General features: G+C 42.4%; 13 protein-coding genes and 1 pseudogene. 13 read left to right on the top strand and 1 reads right to left on the bottom strand.

Annotated features, from left to right (window positions below):
* Positions 1-175: 175 nt before the first annotated feature.
* The 3 genes from DW959_RS13880 to DW959_RS13870 all read left to right on the top strand — a co-directional run bounded on the left by DW959_RS13880 (position 176) and on the right by DW959_RS13870 (position 5,296).
* Positions 176-2,284 (top strand): glutamine synthetase III, encoded by a 2,109-nt coding sequence (locus DW959_RS13880; protein WP_008403090.1) that lies wholly within the window; start codon positions 176-178, stop codon positions 2,282-2,284.
* Between the two features lie 189 nt (positions 2,285-2,473).
* Entirely contained in the window at positions 2,474-4,444 is a 1,971-nt protein-coding gene (locus DW959_RS13875) for a DNA topoisomerase (protein WP_021943206.1), read from the top strand.
* Positions 4,445-4,615: 171 nt separating this feature from the next.
* Entirely contained in the window at positions 4,616-5,296 is a 681-nt protein-coding gene (locus tag DW959_RS13870; protein WP_117823571.1) for a UDP-N-acetylglucosamine pyrophosphorylase, read from the top strand.
* Between the two features lie 792 nt (positions 5,297-6,088).
* Here DW959_RS13870 and DW959_RS13865 read toward each other — a convergent pair.
* Positions 6,089-6,544 (bottom strand): hypothetical protein, encoded by a 456-nt coding sequence (locus DW959_RS13865; protein ID WP_021944031.1) that lies wholly within the window; start codon positions 6,542-6,544, stop codon positions 6,089-6,091.
* Positions 6,545-6,708: 164 nt separating this feature from the next.
* On the opposite strand from DW959_RS13865, the gene DW959_RS13860 reads away from it, so the two are divergent.
* From DW959_RS13860 to panB, 10 genes and pseudogenes are all read left to right on the top strand, one after another.
* Positions 6,709-10,101 (top strand): PD-(D/E)XK nuclease family protein, encoded by a 3,393-nt coding sequence (locus DW959_RS13860; RefSeq protein WP_117823572.1) that lies wholly within the window; start codon positions 6,709-6,711, stop codon positions 10,099-10,101.
* Between the two features lie 5 nt (positions 10,102-10,106).
* Entirely contained in the window at positions 10,107-13,811 is a 3,705-nt protein-coding gene (gene addA, locus DW959_RS13855; RefSeq protein ID WP_118616405.1) for a helicase-exonuclease AddAB subunit AddA, read from the top strand.
* A gap of 206 nt (positions 13,812-14,017) precedes the next feature.
* The gene (locus DW959_RS13850; protein WP_117785021.1) at positions 14,018-14,740 is read left to right on the top strand and encodes an ABC transporter ATP-binding protein; all 723 of its coding nucleotides are present in this window, start codon (positions 14,018-14,020) and stop codon (positions 14,738-14,740) included.
* A 7-nt stretch (positions 14,741-14,747) separates the two neighbouring features.
* On the top strand, positions 14,748-16,412 hold the full coding sequence (locus DW959_RS13845; RefSeq protein ID WP_242997378.1) for a hypothetical protein: 1,665 nt from the start codon (positions 14,748-14,750) through the stop codon (positions 16,410-16,412).
* Positions 16,413-16,423: 11 nt separating this feature from the next.
* Positions 16,424-17,802, top strand: a pseudogene (locus tag DW959_RS13840) (aminopeptidase).
* A 7-nt stretch (positions 17,803-17,809) separates the two neighbouring features.
* Positions 17,810-21,457 carry a hybrid sensor histidine kinase/response regulator gene (locus tag DW959_RS13835; RefSeq protein ID WP_243023414.1) on the top strand — a complete coding sequence of 1,216 codons (3,648 nt, stop codon included), beginning with the start codon at positions 17,810-17,812 and terminating at the stop codon, positions 21,455-21,457.
* Between the two features lie 17 nt (positions 21,458-21,474).
* Positions 21,475-22,020, top strand: a complete 546-nt coding sequence (locus tag DW959_RS14780; RefSeq protein WP_243023415.1) for an Hpt domain-containing protein — start codon at positions 21,475-21,477, stop codon at positions 22,018-22,020.
* A gap of 78 nt (positions 22,021-22,098) precedes the next feature.
* Complete coding sequence (gene purE, locus DW959_RS13830) at positions 22,099-22,587, top strand: 5-(carboxyamino)imidazole ribonucleotide mutase (RefSeq protein ID WP_021944038.1); 489 nt, start codon at positions 22,099-22,101, stop codon at positions 22,585-22,587.
* Positions 22,588-22,800: 213 nt separating this feature from the next.
* Positions 22,801-23,685 (top strand): Rossmann-like and DUF2520 domain-containing protein, encoded by an 885-nt coding sequence (locus DW959_RS13825; RefSeq protein ID WP_021944039.1) that lies wholly within the window; start codon positions 22,801-22,803, stop codon positions 23,683-23,685.
* A 116-nt stretch (positions 23,686-23,801) separates the two neighbouring features.
* Positions 23,802-24,629, top strand: coding sequence for a 3-methyl-2-oxobutanoate hydroxymethyltransferase (panB, locus tag DW959_RS13820; protein ID WP_021944040.1), 828 nt, complete (start codon positions 23,802-23,804; stop codon positions 24,627-24,629).
* Positions 24,630-24,664 lie beyond the last annotated feature (35 nt).

Here is a 24,664-nt window from a genome sequence, read left to right as displayed (position 1 = left end):
ATTCATGATGTTATCTATGTATAAATATAAATTTTCTAAAATAAGGGGTTGATTTTTCAAATCAAAAGGAGTATATATATTGTATCAAATAAATAGACGAAATGAACAAAGGTGTTCCAAATCATTGGGACACTTTTCTTTTTTTGTTTTATCAGAAGAAAGGAAGTACAAAATTATGATGAACAAAATTTCAGCCGTATTCGGTTCACACGTTTTCTCCGATCAGGTTATGAGAGAGCGTCTTCCAAAAGCAGTTTATAAATCCTTGAAGAACACAATCGATAAGGGCGAACCTCTTGATACATCTATTGCAGATTCTGTTGCAGCAGCAATGAAGGAATGGGCAATGGAACTTGGCGCAACACACTATACTCACTGGTTCCAGCCACTGACAGAGACAACAGCCGAGAAGCATGATTCATTCGTAAGTACAGTAGGTGATGGCGGAGTTATTCTTCAGTTCACAGGTAAAGAGCTGATCAAATCCGAGCCGGATGCTTCATCCTTCCCTTCTGGTGGACTTCGTGAGACATGCGCAGCCAGAGGATATACAGCATGGGATTGTACCTCACCGGCATTTGTAAAAACAACAGATGCAGGAACCTGTATCCTTTGTATCCCTGCAGCATTCACATCATATACAGGTGAGTCACTTGACTACAAGACACCACTTCTTCGTTCCATGGATGCGATTAGCAAGGAAGCTTTAAAGGCACTTGCATTATTTGGAAATACATCAGCAAAGAAGGTTACAGCTTCTGTTGGTCCTGAGCAGGAATACTTCCTGATCGATAAGAAGAAATTCGCCAAGAGAACAGACCTGAAGCTTTGTGGACGTACCTTATTCGGTGCGATGCCTCCAAAAGGACAGGAGCTTGACGATCAGTATTTTGCAGCAATCAAAGATAAGGTTGCATCATACATGACCGAGTTAAATGAAGAATTATGGAAATACGGTATCCTTGCTAAGACACAGCACAACGAAGTTGCACCTGCTCAGCATGAGTTAGCACCTATTTTCTCAACAACAAATATAGCAACCGATCAGAACCATCTGGTTATGGCTACTATGAAGAAGATCGCAGCAAAGCATGATCTGGAATGTGTTCTTCATGAGAAGCCATTTGCAGGTGTCAATGGTTCCGGTAAACATAACAACTGGTCAATCTCAACAGATGAGGGCGAGAACCTGATCGATCCTGGTAAACATCCGGAGACAAACCTTCAGTTCCAGTTCTTCCTTGCAGCCGTTCTTGCAGCCGTTGATAACAATGCAGAGTTGTTAAGACTGTCCGCATCATCCGCAGGAAATGACCACAGACTTGGAGCAAATGAAGCACCTCCAGCAATTATTTCGGCATTCCTTGGTGAACAGCTTGAATCCATCGTTAAGCAGATCATTGAGAAGGGTGAAGCTACAGAATCACCAAAGGGCAAGACTTATGTATCCGGTGCATCCACACTTCCTACATTTACAATGGATGCTACAGATAGAAACAGAACATCACCATTTGCATTTACAGGTAACAAATTCGAGTTCCGTATGGTAGGTTCTACACAGTCCATCGCATTCCCAATGATGGTATTAAATACGATCGTTGCAGATCAGTTAAAGAAGATGACTGACGAATTGGAAGGTGCAGAAGATTTCGAGACAGCATGTAAGGCATTGATCAGAAAGACTCTGACAGAGCATCAGAAGATCATTTTCAACGGAAATGGTTATTCAGATGAATGGATCGCAGAAGCTGAGAAACGTGGACTTCCAAATATCAAATGTATGGTAGATGCAGTTCCATATCTGGCAGCAGATAAGAGCGTTAAGATCTTTGAAGGCCTTGGCGTTATGGATAAAGCAGAGTTGTCAGCCAGAGCAGAAGTTATGCTTGAGAATTATGCAAAGAAGATCAACATTGAGGCACTCACAATGATCGAGATGTCAAATGAAGAGATCATCCCGGCAGTTATGGAATATCAGGCAGAGCTTGCAAAGGGTGCTGCTGAGATCAAAGCTCTTGGTATCGAACCAAGCGTACAGGTATCACTGTTGAATACAATCTCTGATAAGCTTGCAGAGCTGAAGACAGCAACTGTAAAACTGGAAGAGCTTGTTGCAAAAGCTGCTGATTACGAAGATGATATCGAAGCATGGGCAAAATACTATCACAACGTAGTATTTGCAGCATTTGATTCTGTAAGAACACCTGCTGACGAACTGGAAAAAGAACTTCCAAAGACAGCATGGCCATTCCCTACATACGAGCAGTTATTATTCGAGCAGTAAGATCAAATACAGTAAATGTTTATTACAACCTAAAATAGTCAAAGGGCATCTCGTTTTCTGAATCGAAGGCGGGGTGCTTTTTTACTGTGCGGATATCACAAAAGCTATGGTCGAAACCTTGTTTTTCTGGTATTATAAAAAGATGTGATGTGTAATATTGATCAAATATAAAAGAATCAGGAGTTTGATTTGAAAAACTTATATATAGCAGAAAAACCAAGTGTTGCAAGGCAGTTTGCAGATGTGCTTGGTGTAAAAGGAAATGCCGGAGCAGGTTATCTGGAATCGGAAGATTCTGTTGTGACCTGGTGTGTGGGACATCTGATCACGATGAGCTATCCGGATGCCTATGACGAGAAATTAAAAAAATGGGATCTGGCTACGATTCCTTTTATTCCGACAGAATTCAAATACGAAGTGATACCAGATGTCAGCAAGCAGTTCAAGATCGTAGCAGGGCTGTTGAACCGGGATGATGTAGGCTGTATCTATGTCTGCACCGACTCAGGACGTGAGGGAGAATATATCTACCGTCTGGTGGATCAGATGGCAAAGGTTGGAAATAAAGAGAAGCGGAGAGTCTGGATCGATTCCCAGACAGAGGAAGAGATCTTGCGTGGAATCCGGGAAGCCAAGCCGCTTTCAGAGTACGATTCGCTCAGCGATGCCGCATATCTTCGTGCAAAAGAAGATTATCTGATGGGTATTAATTTCTCCAGAGCCTTATCGTTAAAATACAGCTATGTGATAAGAAATTATCTAAAACTGGATAAATGCGTGATTGCGGTTGGACGTGTTATGACCTGTGTTCTTGGCATTATCGTGAAGCGGGAGCGGGAGATCCGTGAATTTGTAAAGACACCATTTTACCGTGTTGTTGGTACGGTAAATGTTACCGGGCAGACATTTGAGGCAGAATGGAAAGCGGTAAAGGATACACCGTATTTTAATTCACCGCTTCTGTATAAAGAAAATGGCTTCAAGCAGAAGAAGGATGCAGAAGATCTGGTGAAAAAGCTGTCGGCAAATGGAATGGAAGCCACTCTTGTTGCAAGCGAGAAGAAGAAAGAAAAGAAGGCTCCGCCAATGCTGTATAATCTTGCCGAGCTTCAGAATGACTGTTCTTCACTTTTTAAGATCAGTCCGTCCGACACCTTAAAGATCGTGCAGGAGTTATACGAGAAGAAGCTGGTGACATATCCGAGAACGGATGCCAGAGTGTTGTCAACGGCTGTGGCAAAGGAAATTTATAAGAATATATCCGGTTTGAAACGATATACACCGATGGCTGCCTATGCTGATGAGGTTCTTAACATGGGAAGCTATAAGACGATCGCAAAGACCAAGTATGTAAATGACAAACAGATCACAGACCACTATGCGATCATTCCGACCGGACAGGGCATGGGTGCGTTAAGAGGACTGTCTGAGATTGCGGCAAATGTGTATGAGATCATTTGCAGACGATTCTTAAGCATCTTTTATCCGGCAGCAGAATATCAGAAGCTTTCAATGACACTGGCAAAGCAGGATGAATTCTTATTTGCCAATTTCAAATATATGTTAAAAGAAGGTTACCTGAAGGTTGCCACGAACCGCTTTGCAAGGAAAAAGGATGATACCAAATACAGCCCGGAATTCATCGAGACGATCGGACATTTGAAAAAGGGAGATATCCTTTCACTTGACAAATTCGAGATCAAAGAGGGTGAGACATCACCTCCAAAACGGTACAATTCCGGTACGCTTATCCTGACGATGGAAAATGCCGGACAGTTTATCGAGGACGAGGAGCTTCGTGAGCAGATCAAGGGCGCAGGTATCGGAACCAGTGCGACCAGAGATGGAATCATCACCAAGCTTGTAAATAACAAATACATTGCTCTGAATAAGAAAACGCAGATTGTAACACCGACATTTCTCGGCGAGATCATTTATGATGTTGTTTATTATTCGATCAATGGACTGCTTCGGGCGGATCTGACAGCAAGCTGGGAAAAAGGCTTGTGTGGTGTCGCTGATGGTTCGATCACGAAAGAAGAATATACAGACAAGATGAACACCTTTGTGATCAAATATACAAATCTGGTAAAGGGAATCAGCAATCAGAACCAGATTACAACAGTATTTGACAGAACAAGGGTATATTATAAAAAATAACCTTGAACATAGTTGCTTAATAGAAAGAATTATCCTTTGTGGATAGATGATTGCTTTTTAGAAAAGAATTATTCTTTGCGGATAAATGATTTTTTTTAGATAAAAATTGTCCTTTGCGGGCGAATGATTGTTTTCTATTAAATTCTGAAAAAGATAGTGAGGTATAAGAAAATGAATAATGAAACAGTAAAACAGGTAACGATCAAAGAATTATATGATCTGACAGAAACAGCAGCAAAGCCATTGCTTGAAAGCGTTACATATCCGTGGGAAGCGCTTCCGAAGATCAAGGACTTTATCATTGAACTTGGAAACAGCTTAGATCCGGAAGAGTATGAGAAACGTGGTGAAAATATCTGGATTCATAAATCAGCAACTGTATTTGATTCTGCTTATATTGCAGGCCCATGTATTATTGGAAAAGATACAGAGGTCAGACAGTGTGCATTTATTCGTGGAAGTGCTTTAGTGGGAGATAACTGCGTTGTTGGTAACTCCACAGAGTTAAAGAATGTCATTATCTTTAATAATGTGCAGGTTCCACATTATAACTATGTAGGTGATTCGATCCTTGGCTTCCATTCTCATATGGGAGCAGGCAGCATTACCTCTAATGTCAAGTCAGACAAAACACTGGTGCATGTCAAAGGCGCGGACTTCGATATTGCAACCGGTATGAAGAAATTTGGTGCAATGCTTGGTGACTATGTAGAGGTTGGTTGTAACAGCGTTTTAAATCCGGGAACCGTGATCGGCTCACATTCAAACATCTACCCATTGTCCCGTGTCAGAGGCTATGTGCCATCAAACAGCATCTACAAAGACCAGAACGACATCGTAACCAAGCATTAGACGCTAGCCTTTACGTTGAGGCACAAGGACGAAGGCAGGCAGGTTGTTATATCTTTATTCCGCAAAACGCTTTCGCTCTATCCTCAACGCAGCGGTACCTAAGGCTCCCTGCATTCGCAGTTCGCCAAGTACCGGCGTGAGGAGAGGTTTGCTTCATAAAATATAACACCTACCATCCTTCTGTATTGTGTAAGCATACAAAGAAATATTTGGCTATGCGATTTATGATTGAAAGGCAGCGCAGACAAGGCTGGGAAGAATACTGGCTCAGCGCACAAAAATCTGACGTACAGAAATGTTACATAACACATCTTGGTATAGAAACACAAATCACCTGAGTAGAATGTCCTTATGTAGCAGACCTGTCCAGATGTTAGTACTTTAAGTTAAAATGGAAGATAGCATTACTATTATGACGTAAGCATTATCCGAGGCCGGTACTTAAGTTGCGTTTTTTGCAACTTTATGTACCGCTGCACGAGGATACGAGCGGAAGCGTCTTACGGAATAATATGTAATGTATCTTTCATTTTGATTCAAGGACTTATGAGAGCGTTCTGCTACATAAGGAGCATACTACTTAGGTGGTTGTACCGTATCAATAGCCAAGGCTGGAAACGGTGTTATGTCAATAAACAGATATATGCCGGATAACTGATATTGTGTAGCAAACCTGTCCGAGCGTCGGTACTTAGGCTGCGTTTTTTGCAGCCTTATGTACCGCTACGTCGAGGATAGAGTGGGAACGTTTTGCGTAACAATAGTCAGTTGTCTGGCATATATCGTTCTATTTCATTGAACCACAGCCTTGGCGAGTGCCTCTTTGATGGCGTTGATCAGCAGCATCGAGGTATACTTGGTATCGCCGGAAACAGTGAGGTCGTCAATCGATGACACATACTGCAGGTCAGTGTTGATCGCCTCTAAAGAAGACGACAGGAGCGGATACATGGTGGTGACACTTTCGTCCAGATTGGAGAGCGCAACATCCTGGATAGAATGATCATCAACCGTAACCATAACAGACAGAGTAGATTCGCCGAGCGTGATAGTTGAATCATATGTACCGGGGTTATAAGAAGGCTCCGTTGTTTCAGAAGCGGTATTCGAAGAAGCAGTTTCTGAAACGGTGGCAGGTTTTTTGAACATGATCGTCAGTATGATGATAAACAGGGCGACAAGTCCGAGAAAAATAACCGTGTATATGATTTCTTTAGATTTTAAAACGATAAGCTTTGTGGATGCCATATAAATATTCCCCTCATTTATTATTACTATATTGTATTCACAGAGAAAACAAAATATAACCAAAGAGCAGATGGTTAGTAAAACAATATTGAAGTAAATATGGCTTAGCAAAGAGAAAGCCAGAAAAAGAGTATTGCTTGACAGATGAGTGAAAGGAGACCGTTATGTCAGTTCGATTCTTACTTGGAGCATCCGGCTCAGGGAAATCCAGACAGATTTACAATGAAATCATTCAGACATCGATAAAAGAACCGGAGCGGAATTTTTATCTGATCGTGCCGGAACAGTATACGATGGAAGCACAGAGAGAACTGGTTACCATGCATCCGGCCGGAGGCATGATGAATATTGATGCGATCGGCATGAACCGGCTGGCATATCGTGTATTTGATGAACTGGGGATCAGCACCGGACAGGTGCTGGAAGACTTTGGAAAAAGTATGCTGATTAAGAAGATCTTATGTGAACAGCAGGACACCTTACAGGTATATGGAAACTATTACGACAAGCTTGGATTTGTGGATGAGATGAAATCCATGATGTCGGAGATCTTCCAGTATAATATCAAGCAGGATACGATCGATGAGATCATGGAGCAGATTCCGGAGGACAGCGTTGTTGCAGGTAAAATGCAGGATATCAGACACATTTACGAAGAATTTGAAGCATTTGCAGGTGAACGCTATATTGTGGCAGAACAGTTGGTGGAACTGTTGACCAGACATGTTGGCCAGTCTAAACTTGTGTGTGGCAGTTCGCTGTATTTTGATGGGTTTACCGGATTTACGCCGGTACAGCTTGAACTTGTTGAGAAGTTGATGACCTGTGCGGATGATCTGACCTTTTCCTTTACATTAGATGACAGAGATCAGAAATATGAGCATATAAAAGACTACGAATTATTCTATCTGACAAAGACTACGATAAAGAAATTAACAGAAGCGGCAGCAGCCGCTGGTGTGGAGATTGAGTCTCCGGTTGTTCTGCCTGGAACAATCAACTATCGTCTGGGGGAGAACCGGGAACTGTTTTTTCTGGAGCGGAATTTGTTCCGTAGTCCGTATCAGAAATGGAAGCAGCCATTGGAGCGGATCCATCTGACAGCGACAGGAGATGCACAGGACGAGATCGTATTTGTCGCATCTACGATAAGGAGGCTCGTACGGGAGGAAGGATACCGTTATAAGGATATCGCGATCGTAGCGGGAGATCTGGAACAGGCATCCCACATCTATGAACGGGTGATGGATGAATATGAGATCCCTGTATTTATCGATGCAAATGCCTGCCTGAAAGCAAATCCATGTGCGGAGACGATCCGAAGTGTACTGGCGGTTCTGGCAGATGATTTCTCCTATGACAGTGTGTTCCGGTTCTTAAAAGCGGGTATGACAGATCTGTCCTTTGAGGATATAGAGCTTCTGGAAAATTATGCATTAAAGCGTGGTGTCCGTGGCTACAGCAGATGGAACCGGGCAGTATCTGAAAACTATGAGAAGACCTCTCCGGTAAATGTAGAAGAGATCCGGAAGGCTTTTATGGAGATGTTTGGTGATATCCGTAAGGTCTTTACAGATAAAAAAGCCATCACAAAAGATTATGTGGAAGCCCTTTATGACTTTCTACTTCAGATACATATGTATGAGAAGTTAGAAGCCAGAAAGAATGAATTATATGAAGAAAACCGGATCAATGAAGGAGATGCTTATGGTCAGATCTTTGAGAAAACGGTCCGGTTATTTGATAAGATCGCGGAACTCTTAGGCGATACGAAGATGAGCGTGAAAGAGTTCTATGAGATCGTGGATACCGGACTTTCAGATATTGAAGTCGGTGTTGTACCGCCTACGGTTGACCGGGTGTTGATTGGAGATATCACAAGGTCAAGATTAAATCACATAAAGGTGTTATTCTTTACATCGGTCAATGATGGAATCGTGCCAAAAGCACCGAAAAAGGGAAGAATCCTAAGTGACAGAGACCGGGATATTTTGTCAGGCTGCGGCCTGGAGCTTGCTCCATCCGACAAACAGAACAGCTATATCGAGCAGTTTTATATCTATACGATATTGACGAAACCATCCGATCATCTGTATATATCGTATCATAAATTAAGCGCATCACTTGAAAGCATGCGTCCGTCTTATCTGCTTGGAAGGATCAGCAGTATTTTTCCATCCCTTCAGGCAGAGGAGTATGATGCTGCTTCCTGTATGCCGGATACCGTCAACCGTTCATTAAGACGGATACTCCGGACAGAGGAAGATGATAGCGAAGATGCAGAGAGCCGGATTCTGACAAGAATTTTGACGGAAAAAGGATTGGCCAGAGAATTGACAGCCATTTATAAAGGCAGAACATACAGAAACGTGGCAGAACAGCTGCCACCGGAGACGATCGCCCTGTTATATGGCAGATATCTGCATGCATCAGTATCGAAGCTTGAATTATATGCCAGATGCGGATTTGCATATTTCTTAAAATATGGTCTGCGTTTAAAAGAGCGGGAAATGTATCAGGTCGATGTCAGAAATGTCGGAGTTATCCTTCACAGTGTAATGGAAGGACTGTTTAAGCAGGTAAGAGACACCAGAAATAATGACTGGGAGAATTTTCCGGAAGATGAGAGAATGCTGATGGTCACGGAGCTTGTAAATCGTGCAGCAGAGGAATCGGCAGGAGATTTCTTTGAAGATAATGCAAGAAATGCCTACATGCTTCAGATGATCGAACGTATGGCACAGACATCCGCTGGTATGTTACAGAAGCATATAAGACTTGGCAGCATGAAGCCTGGAATGCTGGAAAAGACCTTTGATTCCGCAAAGGATGAAGTCGGTTCTTATCTGTTTGAGCTTCCAAATCAGATCCGGATGAGCATCAATGGTAAGATCGACCGTGTGGATGTGGAAGAAGAGGATGGAACGGTTTATATCAAGGTGATCGACTACAAATCATCCACCAGAAAACTCAGTCTGGAGGAAGTCCTGAATGGAGAACAGCTTCAGCTTGTGACCTATTCTGCGATTGCATATGAGATTGAAAAAATGATCTATCCCGATAAGAATATTCAGATCGCCGGTTTATTATATTACAGCTTTGATGATCCGGTGATCGAGATTGAATCTTCGGAGATTGATACCGATACAGAGCAGCCGGAATTCTCGGATCAGGAGAAATTAGACGCTGAGAGAATGGAGAAAATGAAGCTGCAGGGATTTGTCAATGAATCACCTGCCGTGATACAGAAGATGGATCATACCTGCAATCAGTCACTTCCGGTAAAACTTGATAAAAATGGTGACATCAAGAAAAGTGAGAATGTGGTATCGGCAGACCAGATCCGGACGATCATGGAATTGACAAGAGAGAATATAGAAGAACTTGGAAGTCAGATCGCAGAGGGAAAGATCGCGATCGAGCCATATAAGAATAAGAGCAATACAGGTTGTGATTATTGTGAGTTTAAGAATATCTGTCATTTTGATGTCAAGAATGGCGGAAATCAATATCGCAGACCGGATAACGAGAAGCTTAAGCGGTACAGGGAGGAGTAGCAGAGATGGGTATTTCATGGACAGATGAACAGAAATCAGTCATTAATTCCAGACATGGTAATCTTCTGGTATCTGCTGCGGCAGGCTCCGGTAAGACGGCTGTCCTTGTAGAACGGATTCTTGAGATGGTCATGGGAGTTGATGCGGATGGCAATAAGGCAGAGGAGAAAATCGATATTGATGAGGTTCTGGTTGTAACATTTACCAGAGCTGCGGCAGCCCAGATGAAAGAGAAGATTGCGGATAAGCTTGAGCAGGCAGCCGAAGATCATCCGGAGGATGAGCATATCGTTAAGCAGTTATCCCTGCTGCCACGGGCAGATATTATGACGATCGACAGTTTCTGCCTTGGAATCGTAAAAGACTATTTTCAGATGATCGGGATCGATTCCTCTTTTGATATAGCAGATAATGCAGAGATGGATCTGATCAAGAATGATATATTGGATGAAGTATTAGAACAGAAATATCAGGAAGCATCCGATGAATTTATCGGACTGGTAGACAGCTTTGCGAGAAAAGAATCGGATGAGAAGATCCGGGAGCTGGTCTATCAGATCTACCGCGTTGCTTCCGGTTATCCGAAGCCGGAACGCTGGATAAATGAAGCAGAAGCGGCACTTGAAGTATCAATGAAGGAAGAACTGTATACCTTAAAATGGTATCGGGATTATATGCAGATCGTAGCAGACACGCTTGATTCAGCGATCGGTCAGGCAGAACAGTGCTTAGAGATCGCAGGCGAAGCAGATGGCCCTGCAGGTTATGATCCTATTATACATTCAGATCTGGAATTACTGCGGAATCTGAGACGGGCCGAGGATATGGATGAGGCATATAAACGGGTTTCCAAATTTTCCAATCTGAAGCGTATCGCAGCCTGTGATCCGGAGAAACAGCAGTATGTAAAGACGACTATGCAGACCTATCGTGGAAGTGTAAAGGACATGATGGCATTGTTTCGTCCGACAGATGTCATACTTGCAGAATGTGCGATGATGAAGGAACCATTGTTAGCGTTATTATCCCTGACACGTTCCTATATGGATCGGTTAAAGGAAGAGAAGCTCGACAGGAATCTGTATGAATTCCGGGACATTTCAGAATTTGCCTATGACATCCTGTGTGCAGGAACGGATGAGAATGGCTGTGTGATTCCATCGGAAGCAGGAAAGACGGTTGCCAGACGGTATCGTGAGATCCTGATCGATGAATATCAGGACAGCAACTTTTTACAGGAAGATATCTTAAATTGTGTGACAGGTCACGGAGAAGATCGGAAGAATATGTTTATGGTAGGTGATATCAAGCAGAGCATCTACCGCTTTCGTATGGCAAGACCGGATCTGTTCCTGAATAAATATAATACATATTCTGACCGGGAAGATGCAGAAGATCAGAAGATCCTGCTTTCGAATAATTTCCGAAGTGCAGGAAAGGTGATTGATACGATCAACCAGATCTTTGAACCGTTGATGTCAGAGAATCTGGGCGGGATCGATTATGATGAATCGGCAAAGCTGCATATCGGAAGACAGGACAAGAATAATATGGGGTATGGATCCGAGATCCTGATCGTAAGGAATGATTGCGCAGATCCGGAGAAATCCCAGCCGGAAGAGATACGGTCGTTAACAAATGTGGATATAGAGGCACGGATGATCGCAGATGAGATCTATGAGTTAGTGAAGGGTGATAAACCACTTTATATTCCGGATGGAGATAACGGAGAGACCAGAAGGGTTTCTTACCGGGATATTGCGGTATTGATGCGAAGTGTGAAGAAGAATGCGAAAGCCTTTGAGGAAGCATTTGCGGAGCGTGGGATTCCATTATTTGTAGAGAGCGAGAGTGGATATTTTGATGCGATCGAGATCAGTACCCTGCTTGATATGCTGGCGGTGATCGATAATTCCCATCAGGATTATGCACTTGCAGCAGTCCTTCGTTCACCGCTTGCAGGTGTAAAGGAACAGGAGCTTGCAGAGATTGTAGGTATCTATGACCGGGACTTCAAGGATCATGAGAAGAATCTGGCGCGGACGGCGAGTTTTTATCAGAAGGTCTGTTATTATGCAGAAAAGCCGGACTCAAAAGCTTCAGAGGAGCTTCGACAGTTTCTTCGTATGCTGGATAGCTGGAAGGCAGATAAAAACTATATGAGTATCAGTGAACTGCTTCATTCGATATTGGAGCAGACCGGATATTATTGGTTTGTTGGCGCGATGCAGTCGGGAAAACGAAGACAGGCAAATATCGATATGCTGATCCAGAAAGCGGATACCTATGAGGACAGCAGTTTTCGTGGATTGTTTAATTTCCTGCGTTACATGGACCGGCTGAAGACGAATGATCTGGATTTTGCAGAAGCATCGGTGCTTGGAGATGATGACGATTCTGTTGTGATGATGACGATGCATAAGAGCAAGGGACTGGAATTTCCGGTTGTATTTGTCAGTGGACTGGCAAATCGTTTTTCGAATCTGGATGCCTTATCTCCGGTGACGGTAAATGCAGACAGCTATCTGGCAGGTTATGCGATTGACCGGAAGAACCGTGCGAAGAAGAAAACATTTGCAAGAGCGGCCATGCTCAGTGTCATGAATGCAGAGAAGCTGGCGGAGGAGATCCGTATCTTATATGTTGCCCTGTCAAGAGCAAAAGAGAAGTTATATATGACAGCGGCGGTAAAAGACCCCGGAGCGGAAAAGGCAGTCTTTGATTATCCGCTGCAGACTGATTTTCTTATTGAAGCGTCCGGACAGATGCGGATGGAGCTTCCATATATCACCAGAATGGAAGCCGGCTGTTTTATGGACTGGATCTTATCGGCGTTATCTATGCATATCGTATCAGAAGATACTGTATGCAGAAAGGATACTTATGCAACCTGGGTACTTGCAAAGACCGGCTATCAGAATCAGATACCTGCCGGGACAAATATAGATATGTCAGAAAAAAAAGCTGTACAGACAGAGGATGAACTGCAGTTATATGAAAAGTATAAGGAACTTTTAGATTATACCTACCCATATAAAACAGAGCAGGCAGTAAAAAATAAGATGTCCGTTACAGAGATCAAACGACTTGCACACCGCGGAGAGGAGAATCCGGGATCTGACCTGTATCAGCCGCCTGTGACAGAAGCAGAGATTACAATACCGGTGCTTCATTCCCGCATGAAGGAGGAGCCTGTAAAAGGAAATGAGATGGGTACTGTGATCCATAAGATCATGGAGCTTATTGATTTTACAAGAAACAGCATGGATGAGATTAGAGAGCAGATCCGGTCATTTTTTGATCATGGATATCTGGAAGAACGGTACAGAGAGCATGTTCGTGCAGATAAGATTTATAACATGGTCAACAGCCCACTCGGAATCCGTATGGCAGAAGCACAGAAGAACCATACCTTATACCGGGAGCAGCAGTTTTATATCGGCATGAAGCCGGAAGATATATCACCGGAGTATAAAGACAGCAAGGATATGGTCGTAGTTCAGGGAGTGATCGATGCCTATTTTCTGGAAGGAGATCAGGTGGTTTTAATGGACTACAAGACAGACCGGGTGGATCAGATATCGGATCTGGTCAGCCGTTATCATGTACAGCTTGATATGTATGCAAAGACGATACATCAGCTTACCGGAAGAATGGTAACAGAGAAGATCATCTATGCCTTTCATTTTGATGACAGTATCAACTTATAAACAGTAAAATGTCCGCGGACAATCATATAAAGAAGATGGCAGCCTGTTACTATGCAGAGTATTTTCAGGCTGCCTTTGGTATATTTATATTGTAAAGAGATTAGGGGCTTGGTATAATTAAAACCAAATGGAAAGAAGTATTTTGATAAATGACAGACCAGATAGAAACGATGGTGTGACAGATAAGAACCGGGAGAAGATAAAGAATGATAATAGCCAATAACTTAAAGAAAATTTACGGTAAAGATTTTGTGTCCGTAAACAATTTAAGCTTTCATATTAAGAAAGGTGAGATCGTCGGATTCGTAGGGCAGAATGGTGCGGGGAAGACAACAACGATCAAGATGCTGACCGGTATTTTAAAACCGACAGAGGGCAGCGTTCAGATCAATGGTCATGATATCCGGAAAGAGCCGCTTGAGGCAAAACAGTCGATTGGATATATTGCAGATAATCCTGATATCTTTTTACGGTTAACAGGACTGGAATATGTGAATTTCATTGCAGATATTTATGGTGTATCAGAGACTGACCGTAAGAAGCGGTTAGAGGAAATGGCTGGGCGTTTTGGTATGGAAGACAGCTTAAATAAACAAATGGTCAGCTATTCGCATGGTATGCGCCAGAAAATGATGGTAATAGGCGCATTAGTACATAAACCACCGGTCTGGATCTTAGATGAACCGATGACCGGATTGGATCCGAATGCGGCATATGAATTAAAGAAGATGATGCGGGAGCATGCGGATGAAGGTAACTGCGTATTTTTCTCAACGCATGTTCTGGAAGTTGCAGAGAAATTGTGTGATAATATCATCATGATCAAGAAAGGTCATGATATCTATCAGGGAACGCTGGATGATCTGGTTGTTGCACATAAGAATAAGTCACTGGAAGATATATTTATAGAAATGACACATGAGGAATAGAGTGCTTATGAAGAATTTTTTGTATTTGACCAGAGTGATGGCAAAGGATACAGAGATGACGATGCCGGACACCGGAGAAAAAGCGAAGGCATATAAGACACTTGGTTCACTTGCCATGTTCTGTATCATGGTTCCCTGTTGTCTGGTCGTTGGATTTATTGTATATATTATGACAGAAGCACTGATAGAAGCAGGAGGAATGACGGAAGGCGTAGAACTGATCATACAGTTGATGTCCGTATTTGGCATGATCTTTTCGGTGATGGTACTGTTTAATGTACTGTTTTTTTCATCGGATCTGGATCATCTGCTTCCGCTTCCGGTAAAGCCGGGTGAGATCGTAGCAGCCAAATTTGTAAATGCATATATTGCAGAGAGTGTTATGGAGTTTATGGTTTTATTCAGCGGCTTTGTAGGTTACTTCATAGCTGCCGGATTCAAGCCGGTATCTGTACTGACGGCATTAGTCGGAGTAGCGATGCTTCCGATCCTTCCACTTGTATATTGCGGAATTTTTGCCTTACTTTGTATGGCGTTTTTAAGCCGGATAAAACTGTTTCGGAATGTGGATGCCATGACAGGACTGGTAACCGTTATTTTCCTCGGACTCTTTTTATTATCGTTTATTCAGATGGACAGCATCAATATTAACAATTATATTGATGGTCTGATGAATCATAACAATATGTTTACAGCAATCATGGGAAAGATATTCTTTACGGTTCCTGTATTCTTAAAAGCACTTGAAACGAACAACATTGCATATTCCCTGCTGTTCATCCTGTTAAATGCGGTTATGGCAGGTCTGTTGTTTTTCCTTGGAAGCAAGCTGTATCTGCGTGGCGTATATCTGGTTTCATCTGTCGGAAAAGCAGAGAAGAAAGAAGATGTGGTTTCTGATGCAGCTTATGCGAAAAAAAGTATTCGCAAAGCATATTTTCTGAAGGAATGTAAGATACTATACCGGACACCGGCATATCGCAAATATTGTGTAATGGTAAATATTATATGGCCGGTTCTTGCGGTGGCATTGTTTGTTCTGCCTGCGACGAAGAACTTTATGACTTCATTTGAGAAGCTGCTTTCCAAAGGTTTTGTAGCATCCGATCTGATCGTATTATTGCTGGTACTGATCATTTCCTTCTTTGCAACAGCAATGAACAGTATTGCATCGACCTCGTTTACAAGAGAGGGAGATCATTTCAGCTTTATCAAATATGCACCGGTCAGCTATCGGACGCAGATTGGGATCAAGGCAGGTGTCAGTCTGGTATACAGCGGCATCACAGTTGCAGTAACGATCATTGTGTTGTGCATCTGTATGCATATCAATGTGCCTTCGGCCATTTACTTTATTGTGATCGGGTTCTTATCGGTTGTATGCTGCACCTATATCGGACTCTGGCTGGATGCAACACATCCGAAGCTGAACTGGGAAGATGAATACGGAGCGCTCAGGGGCAATCTGAATGCATTCTTTAATATGGCGATTGCTATTCTGGTATCCATGATCCTTTGTGGAGTCGGTTTTTGTTTATTTAAGTTTACAAAGATGGATTCTTTTATGATCTTTGCAATCTATCTGGTAATTCTCGGACTTGTGACATACAGGATCCGCAGAAGTGCCATTATATATATAAAAAAGAGTATAAGCAATGACTTATATGTTTAGGAGGCATAAAAATGAAAGATAAAAATGCATGGAACAGTTATGACAAGGAAGAACTTGCAAAGCTGGAAAAATTATGTAAATCCTACCGTGAATTCCTGGATACAGGAAAGACGGAGCGGGAATGTGTAAAAGAGATCGTAAAACAGGTAAAGAAAGCCGGATATGAAGATATTCAGGATGTGATCAAAGAAGGAAAGAAGCTGACAAAAGGTTCAAAGGTATATGCGGTATGGATGAATAAGACCGTAGCGCTGTTCAATATCGGTAAGAAGGATATCGAAAAGGGTATGAACATTCTTGGCGCACATATCGATTCCCCACGTATGGATATTAAACAGATTCCATTATACGAGAAAGAGGGATTTGCTTATCTGGATACGCATTATTATGGAGGAATCAAGAAGTATCAGTGGGTAACCTTACCACTTGCTATTCATGGTGTAGTTGCTAAGACAGACGGAGAAGTTGTAGAAGCAAACATTGGGGAAGACAAGAATGATCCGGTATTTTGTGTTACCGATCTGCTGATCCATCTTGCCGGTGCTCAGATGGAAAAAAGGCAAATAAAGTTATCGAGGGAGAAGAACTGGATATTTTATTTGCGAGCAAGCCATTAAAGGGAAAAGAGAAAGAAGCCGTAAAGGAACAGGTGCTTGCACTTCTGAAGAAGAAATATGGAATAAAGGAAGAAGATTTCATTTCAGCAGAGCTTGAGATCGTTCCGGCAGGAAAGGCAAGAAACTGCGGAATTGATGAGAGTATGATCATGGCATACGGACAGGATGACAGGGTATGTGCATATACATCTATGGTTGCGATGCTGGAAGCAGAAGATGTAGAAAAGACGACCTGCTGTCTGTTGACAGATAAAGAGGAGATCGGAAGCGTGGGTGCAACCGGAATGCAGTCTCATTTCTTTGAGAATACAGTTGCTGAGATTATGAATGCGATGGGCTGTTATAATGAACTGGCCCTCAGAAGATGTCTGGCATCCTCCAGAATGTTATCCTCTGACGTATCTGCAGGTTATGATCCAACCTTTGCAAGTGCATTTGACAAGAAGAATGCGGCTATCTTTGGTGAAGGTATGGTATTTAACAAGTTTACAGGAGCAAGAGGCAAATCCGGTTCCAATGATGCAAATGCAGAGTATCTTGCAGCTATTCGTAAGGTAATGGATGATGCCGGAGTATACTATCAGACTGCAGAGCTTGGTAAAGTAGATGTTGGCGGTGGCGGTACGATCGCTTATATTTTATCATTATATGGAATGGAAGTTGTGGACTGTGGTGTGGCCGTATTAAACATGCATGCTCCATGGGAGATCACTTCCAAAGCAGATATTTATGAAACTAAAAAAGGATATGTAGCATTTTTATTAGGTGCATAAGAAAACTATGAAGCAGTTACATTCAAAAATCAGAATGATCATATTAATAGCAGTAGCCGTGATGATACTTTTTTCACCACGGCTTGCTGTGTTTGCACAGGAGAATTTTACATCAGATTACAGTCAGACCAAGTACACAGAAGATGACGGTTTTGAAAGTGGGGAAGCAAACTGCATCAGCCAGTCTGCCAGTGGATACATATGGGTCGGCACGGACAGCGGACTGTACCGTTATGATGGAAGTCAGTTTCGGAAATTTTCACTGGGAGAAGACAGCGACAGCAGTTCCTATATGATCAACAGTATTCTTGCGGCATCGAATGGGGATCTGTATGTAGGAACGGAAAACTATGGCTTATTTATTTACAAAGACGGATGCTTTAATCGTATATCGAATTCAACAGAGGATGAGATTACGACCGTCCGTGGACTGTATGAAGACGAAGAAGGAAAAATATGGCTTGCTACTTCATCCGGTATTTATTATTACGAATCCGGTGAAATGACGCTGGTTGCGGATGATGATGTTGTTGCACCGGATGTAACAGCGATCAGTGGATATCGTTCTTATGTATATGCGATCGTGAATAACGATACGATCGTAAATATCAAGGATGATCAGATCGTAAGCAAGATCAGTAAGATGGAATACACAGAAGAAGATCTGAACAGTCTTTTTGTAGATGAGAATGGGGAACGGTATATTGGTACGGTAGGTCATACAATTATACATCTTACGACGAACAAAGATTTTGAATTATTATCAACAGCGGCACTGAGTGGTATCAATAAGATCCAGCGGATTGATAATAAATTGTGGGTTCTTGCGGATGATGGTGTTGGTTATATCAACAAAAATAAAAAAATGAAGTATGTTACCGGTCTGGAATTTAATGAGTCGATGAGTGACATAATCCAGGATTTTGAAGGGAACTACTGGATGACCTCATATCGAAAAGGACTGATGCTGTTATCCAGAAGCAAATTCCAGAATGGAAGCATGAAATATGGTCTGGATGAGACAATCGTCAACTGCATTACGGAGTATTGCGGAAAGTTATATATCGGTACAGATGATGGCCTGCGGATCATAAATGCAGACGGAACTCTTGACCGTGACTCTGATCTTGTCACAATGTTAAATGGAAAAAGTATCCGTGATTTCTGTGTGGATTCAAAGAATAATCTGTGGATCTGTTCCTACCGAATTTATGGTGTTATCAAGGTGAACAGTAAGGGTAAATACAAATTCTATAATAAGAGTGGCGCGTTGTTGACCAGTAATGCTGTCAACTGTATCATTGAATTAAAGGATGGTAGTATGGCGATCGGAACCGAGAGCGGTATTTCCATATTGAAGGATGAACAGGTAACAGTCAGCTACGGCCGATTTTCCGGTATGGAAAATGCAGATATCATATCCCTGTATCAGGCGGAGGATGGAACCTTATATGCAGGGTCCAATGGTTCCGGTCTTTATACGATAGACATGGAATCTAATCTGAAAAAGATATCTATGTCAGAGGGACTGAATTCGAATGTTGTTTCTTCCATTGTTGGTGGAAGCAATGGTATCTGGATCGGAACAGATAATGGACTTTATTATCAGGAGGGCGTGATCCGTCAGATCAGTGCAGTTGATCCATCGAATTCTGTGGCAAATCTGATACTGGATCAGGCAGGAGACCTCTGGATCTTCGGTTCCCGTGGCATCCAGAAATATTACGAAGGAGATCTGTTGAGCTCGGCAGATCCGAAATGCGAGATATATACGAAAAATGATGGACTGATCTCTGATATTACGGATAATTCAACGAATTATATCAGTGAAGATGGAGTCGTCTATGTTTGTTGTGATACCGGCTTCAGTATGCTGGATCAGAATCAGGTATTTACAAATGAAGTTCCACCGAAGGTACGGATAGCTTCTGTTACGATAGATGATAAAGAGTATGCGTTCTCGGATCTGGATGGTAAGATGACCGTTCCGGGTGATACGAACCGAATCGTGATCAAGTTCTCTGTTCTGAGTTATGTAAATCGTGGGGATATTCAGGTAAAATATTATCTTGATGGATTTGACGATAAAGATCGTGTTGTTTCGGGTACGGATAATCTGGAAGCAGAGTATACAAATCTGGAGGGCGGAAATTATACATTTGTGCTTTCGGCAGAGAATTCTGATGGTGTTGCCTGTGAAGAACCGCTGTCTTTTGTTATTGTAAAACAGTTGAAATTCTGGGAGACTCCATTTTCCAGAGTTCTGATTGTGGTATTGATCATAGCAATCTGCGTGGCAGTGATATTTGTAGCCCGGTATGTGATGCATCTGCTTGGCAAAAAGACGGAGCAGGTAGAAGAACTCAGCAAGAAAAATGAACAGGCAGAGCGTTCTAACCGTGCAAAGAACGATTATGTGAACTATCTGAATCATGAGATCCGTGTACCGTTAAATTCGATCCTTGCGATCAGCGAGATGCTTTTGCGGAATGATGAGGCAAAAACGGAAGAAGAGGTAAAACAGTTATCCACGGTATATGGTTCCAGCTACGAGATCCTTGGTATAATTGATGGAATTTCCAGATTATCGAATTTACAGGATGGAACACTGGAATTGCAGGAGAAGGAATATGCGGTTTCAGATATGATCGAGGAGCTTGCGGTTCAGTTTAAGGAAATGATCAACCGGGATCTGGTTGCCTTAAAGGTAAGCATTGAGGATGATATACCAAATGGTCTGATCGGCGATCGTGATAAGGTGAAGGAGATCCTGATGAATCTGTATCAGAGGGCGGCAAAGACAACCAAAGAAGGTTCGATCAGCATTGAAGTGGATTGGAGAAAGATCGCTCCGGAAGAGTGCGACAGACCGGACAGCATTTATCTGGATATCGTGATATCAGATACCGGAACCGGAGTAAAGGAAGAACGTCTGGACAGTTTCTTTGATCTGGACGATTCTTATGACAGAACTGATATCGGTAATTTTGATATCAGTATCGGACTGGCAATCGCAAGACAGTTGATCGAGAGTATGGGTGGAACCCCGGAGGTTGACAGTACCTATGGAGCAGGAACCACGATACGCTTTTCCATTATACAGCAGGTATTTGATTACAGCTATGTTAATTATAATGTAAGCAAACGACGGGAGCAGGCATTCCGTAATTCGAATTCAAGAATCTGGCTTCCGGATGTCAGGATCCTTCTTGTGGACGATTCTGATGTCAGTATACAGATCCAGAAGGTTATATTTGATTCCTATGAGCTGATCTGTGATACTGCTTCATCCGGATTCGAAGCGATTGACAAGGTTATGGTAACTCCATATGATATGATCTTCATTGATACAGTCATGCCGGTTATGGATGGTGCAGATACCGTCCGTGAGATCCGGAGCCTGGATGGAGAAGAATACAAACGGGTTCCGATCATTGCACTTTCAGAAAACAATATAGACAGCAGCAGAGATGAGATCATAAAGCAGGGCTTCAGTGACGTACTTGTAAAACCATTGGAAATGGATGGAATCGAAGGGATTTTCCGTCTGTTCCTTCCGGAGGACAAGATCAAGGAAAAGACAAGCAATATCAGACAGTATATCAGCGAATCCAGATTTAAGGATGATGTTATATTCTGGAGAACAGTATTGTAGTTGAAAATGCATTGAAGATGATCGGAGGCAATTTTGATACCTTTAACCGTTTTATTGCGGCATTCAAGGAAGACTATGAGCCGGATGTAGATCGTCTGGAAGAATATATTGATGATGATGTCAGACGGTATCGGAATATCATTCATGATATCAAGAGCAGCAGTGGAAATATCGGCGCATACAGCATCGAACGGAAAGCAGCAAATCTGGAGTCGGCGATCAATATAGGAAATATGCAGTATGCAAAGGAAAATACGCATGAATTTGTATCCATGCTGAAGCGTATGTTTAAGGATATCGGACTATATCTGGCGAAGATCAATCCGGTTGAACAGCAGGAAAAGACAGTCAGGGATGCAGTGGATCGTGGACAGCTCAAAGATATGCGTACATTTTTACGGGATGCCGATGTTGGAGCTGTAAAAGAAATACTGGCAGAAATCGACCGATACGAGTATAATGATGCTGATATTGAGTTCTTAAATGCACTGAAGATGACGGTGGATGCCATGGATTATGAAGGGGCAAGTGAGATTATCGATCAGTATCTGAACAGTAAGTAAAATACCATTGTGCCATGCATGGAGCCATGTATGACACAGGGATATGACACATAAAAAGAAAGAAAGAAGGATAAAAACATGAGAGTAGCGATCATTATGGGATCAACAAGTGACCTGCCAAAGGTTGAGCCTGCAATCGGCATTTTAAAGGAGTATGGAGTAGCAGTTGATGTAAGATGTCTGTCTGCACACAGAGCACATGCAGGACTTTCAGAGTTTATTGAAGAAGCAAATAATAATGGAACACAGGTTATCATTACTGCCGCAGGTATGGCAGCAGCACTTCCGGGTGTTGTAGCAAGCCAGACAGTGATCCCGGTTATCGGAGTACCAATTTCCGGTTCTGTATTAGATGGAATGGATGCACTTCTTTCTATCGTTCAGATGCCATCCGGTATCCCTGTAGCAACTGTAGCAATAAACGGAAGCAAGAATGCAGCATATCTGGCACTTCAGATCATAGGAAACAGCAATGCAGAAGTAAGAAAGAAACTTTTGGCAGAGCGTGAGTCCATGGAAGCTGCAGCCATGAAGGCGAATGCAGAGGTAATTGCAAAATATAACTAATTTTTATGTATTATAAAAATGATGATTTCCGATATGGATCTATGATCTGTATGGGAAAAACATAAGAAAAGCAGGAGAAAAAATGATGATAAATTCAGGTTCTCCTGCTTTACTTTTTACCTTGTAAATGGTATTGTAAATGGCGGATGGTATTCGAAAGAAACTATACCTGATTGTACACCACAGATAGAACAGGCGATAGCAGGTGATCATATGAGGATTGGATTTATCGGTGCAGGCAAAGTAGGCTTTACACTTGGAAAGTATCTTGAACAGAAGCTGAATAAAGAAGAGATACAAAAGAACCTTCCGGAGACAGTAACCGTATCCGGATATTACAGCAGACAGGTGGAGAGTGCAAAAGAAGCTGCAGCATTTACCAATACCGAAGCATTTGATGATTTGAAGAAGATCGTTTGCGCAAGTGACGTCCTGATGCTTACCGTTCCGGATGGAAGGATAGAAGCAGTATGGGACAGCATAAAAGCCTTTGATATCAAGGGCAAACTGATCTGTCATTGTAGTGGTGCGATGACATCTAATATTTTTTCAGGTGTAACAGAGGCAGGAGCCTTTGGTTATTCGATTCATCCTATGTATGCAATCAGTTCAACGACAAAATCCTACAGGGAAATGCAGAAATGTTTTTTTACCGTGGAAGGTGCTGAAGAGTGGGGAAATAAACTTTGCCGCTTTATTCGTCTTTTAGGAAATGACTGTGTACTTCTCTCAACAGAAAATAAAACAAAATATCATGCGGCTGCAGTATTTGCCAGCAATCTGGTGAATGGTCTGTATGGATCGGCAGTTTCATTACTGGAAGACTGCGGATTTGAAGAGAAACAGGCAGAGCAGGCACTTGTTCCGTTATTTATGGGAAATGCATCGCATATAGCAGAAGATGGCCCAGTGGCAGGTCTGACCGGACCAATCGAGAGAAATGACACAACGACAGTAAAGAAACATCTGAATGTTCTTGATGCAAATGAGAAACATATTTATATCAGCGTATCAGGAGCTGTACTTGCTTTAGCAGAGCAGAAATATCCCAACCGTGATTATTCTGAGATGAAGAAAATTCTTTCAGGACAGGAATGAGAAATGGGAATACTGCAATGCCGGGAACGATGGCAGGGAAAGCAGTAAGTTATGGCAATGCTGGATTTTGAAATGAACAAAAAATGAAATGATTTCAGAATAGGAGAATAAGACGTATGAAGAACACAACAACATCAATTATGCAGATGAAGAATTCCGGGCATAAGATTTCTATGCTGACAGCGTATGATTATACGACAGCAAGATTATTGGATGAAGCAGGAGTCAACACGATTCTTGTCGGTGATTCCCTCGGAAATGTAATCCTTGGATATGAGGATACGATCTCTGTAACCGTAGAAGACATGATCCATCATAGCGCAGCCGTTGCAAGAGGAGCCAAGAATGCACTGGTTGTAACCGATCTTCCATTTATGTCCTATCAGACCAGTGTATATGACGCAGTCGTAAATGCAGGTCGTCTGATGAAGGAAGGCAGAGCCGGAGCTGTAAAGTTAGAAGGTGGTAAAGAAGTCTGTCCACAGATTAAAGCAATCGTATCAGCAGGAATCCCTGTTGTTGCACATCTGGGACTGACTCCGCAGTCGATCAATACTTTTGGTGGCTTTAAGGTTCAGGGTAAGACAGAAGCAGCAGCTAAGAAGCTGATCGAGGATGCCAAGGCAGTAGAAGAAGCAGGTGCGTTTTTACTGGTGCTGGAGTGTGTCCCTGCAAAGCTTGCAAAGCTTGTAACAGAGAGCATCAACATTCCTACGATCGGAATCGGAGCAGGAGCAGGATGCGACGGACAGGTTCTTGTAATTTACGATATGCTTGGCATGTTCAGTGATTTCAAGCCGAAGTTTGTAAAGCATTTTGCTAATGCAGGAGACGTGATTCGTGAAGCAGTAAAGACTTATATAGCAGAGATTGACGATGGAACATTTCCGGCAGAAGAACACTGCTACAAAATTGATGATGAAGTAATCGATAAATTATACTAAGAGATAGAAGCTGCCTGAACCGGTAAAAACCGGGA

The organism is Clostridium sp. AM46-21 (assembly GCF_003480025.1).
In the GTDB taxonomy this organism is placed as follows: Bacteria; Bacillota; Clostridia; order Lachnospirales; family Lachnospiraceae; genus Coprococcus; species Coprococcus ammoniilyticus.
This window is presented reverse-complemented; position numbering and strand designations above follow the sequence as displayed.

Coding starts and splice junctions, on each gene's coding strand:
- DW959_RS13845 (WP_242997378.1), top strand. CDS start 14,748: ATGAAGAATTTTTTGTATTTGACCAGAGTGATGGCAAAGGATACAGAG.
- addA (WP_118616405.1), top strand. CDS start 10,107: ATGGGTATTTCATGGACAGATGAACAGAAATCAGTCATTAATTCCAGA.
- DW959_RS13860 (WP_117823572.1), top strand. CDS start 6,709: ATGTCAGTTCGATTCTTACTTGGAGCATCCGGCTCAGGGAAATCCAGA.
- DW959_RS14780 (WP_243023415.1), top strand. CDS start 21,475: ATGATCGGAGGCAATTTTGATACCTTTAACCGTTTTATTGCGGCATTC.
- purE (WP_021944038.1), top strand. CDS start 22,099: ATGAGAGTAGCGATCATTATGGGATCAACAAGTGACCTGCCAAAGGTT.
- DW959_RS13865 (WP_021944031.1), bottom strand. CDS start 6,544: ATGGCATCCACAAAGCTTATCGTTTTAAAATCTAAAGAAATCATATAC.
- DW959_RS13880 (WP_008403090.1), top strand. CDS start 176: ATGATGAACAAAATTTCAGCCGTATTCGGTTCACACGTTTTCTCCGAT.
- DW959_RS13835 (WP_243023414.1), top strand. CDS start 17,810: ATGAAGCAGTTACATTCAAAAATCAGAATGATCATATTAATAGCAGTA.
- DW959_RS13850 (WP_117785021.1), top strand. CDS start 14,018: ATGATAATAGCCAATAACTTAAAGAAAATTTACGGTAAAGATTTTGTG.
- panB (WP_021944040.1), top strand. CDS start 23,802: ATGAAGAACACAACAACATCAATTATGCAGATGAAGAATTCCGGGCAT.
- DW959_RS13870 (WP_117823571.1), top strand. CDS start 4,616: ATGAATAATGAAACAGTAAAACAGGTAACGATCAAAGAATTATATGAT.
- DW959_RS13825 (WP_021944039.1), top strand. CDS start 22,801: ATGAGGATTGGATTTATCGGTGCAGGCAAAGTAGGCTTTACACTTGGA.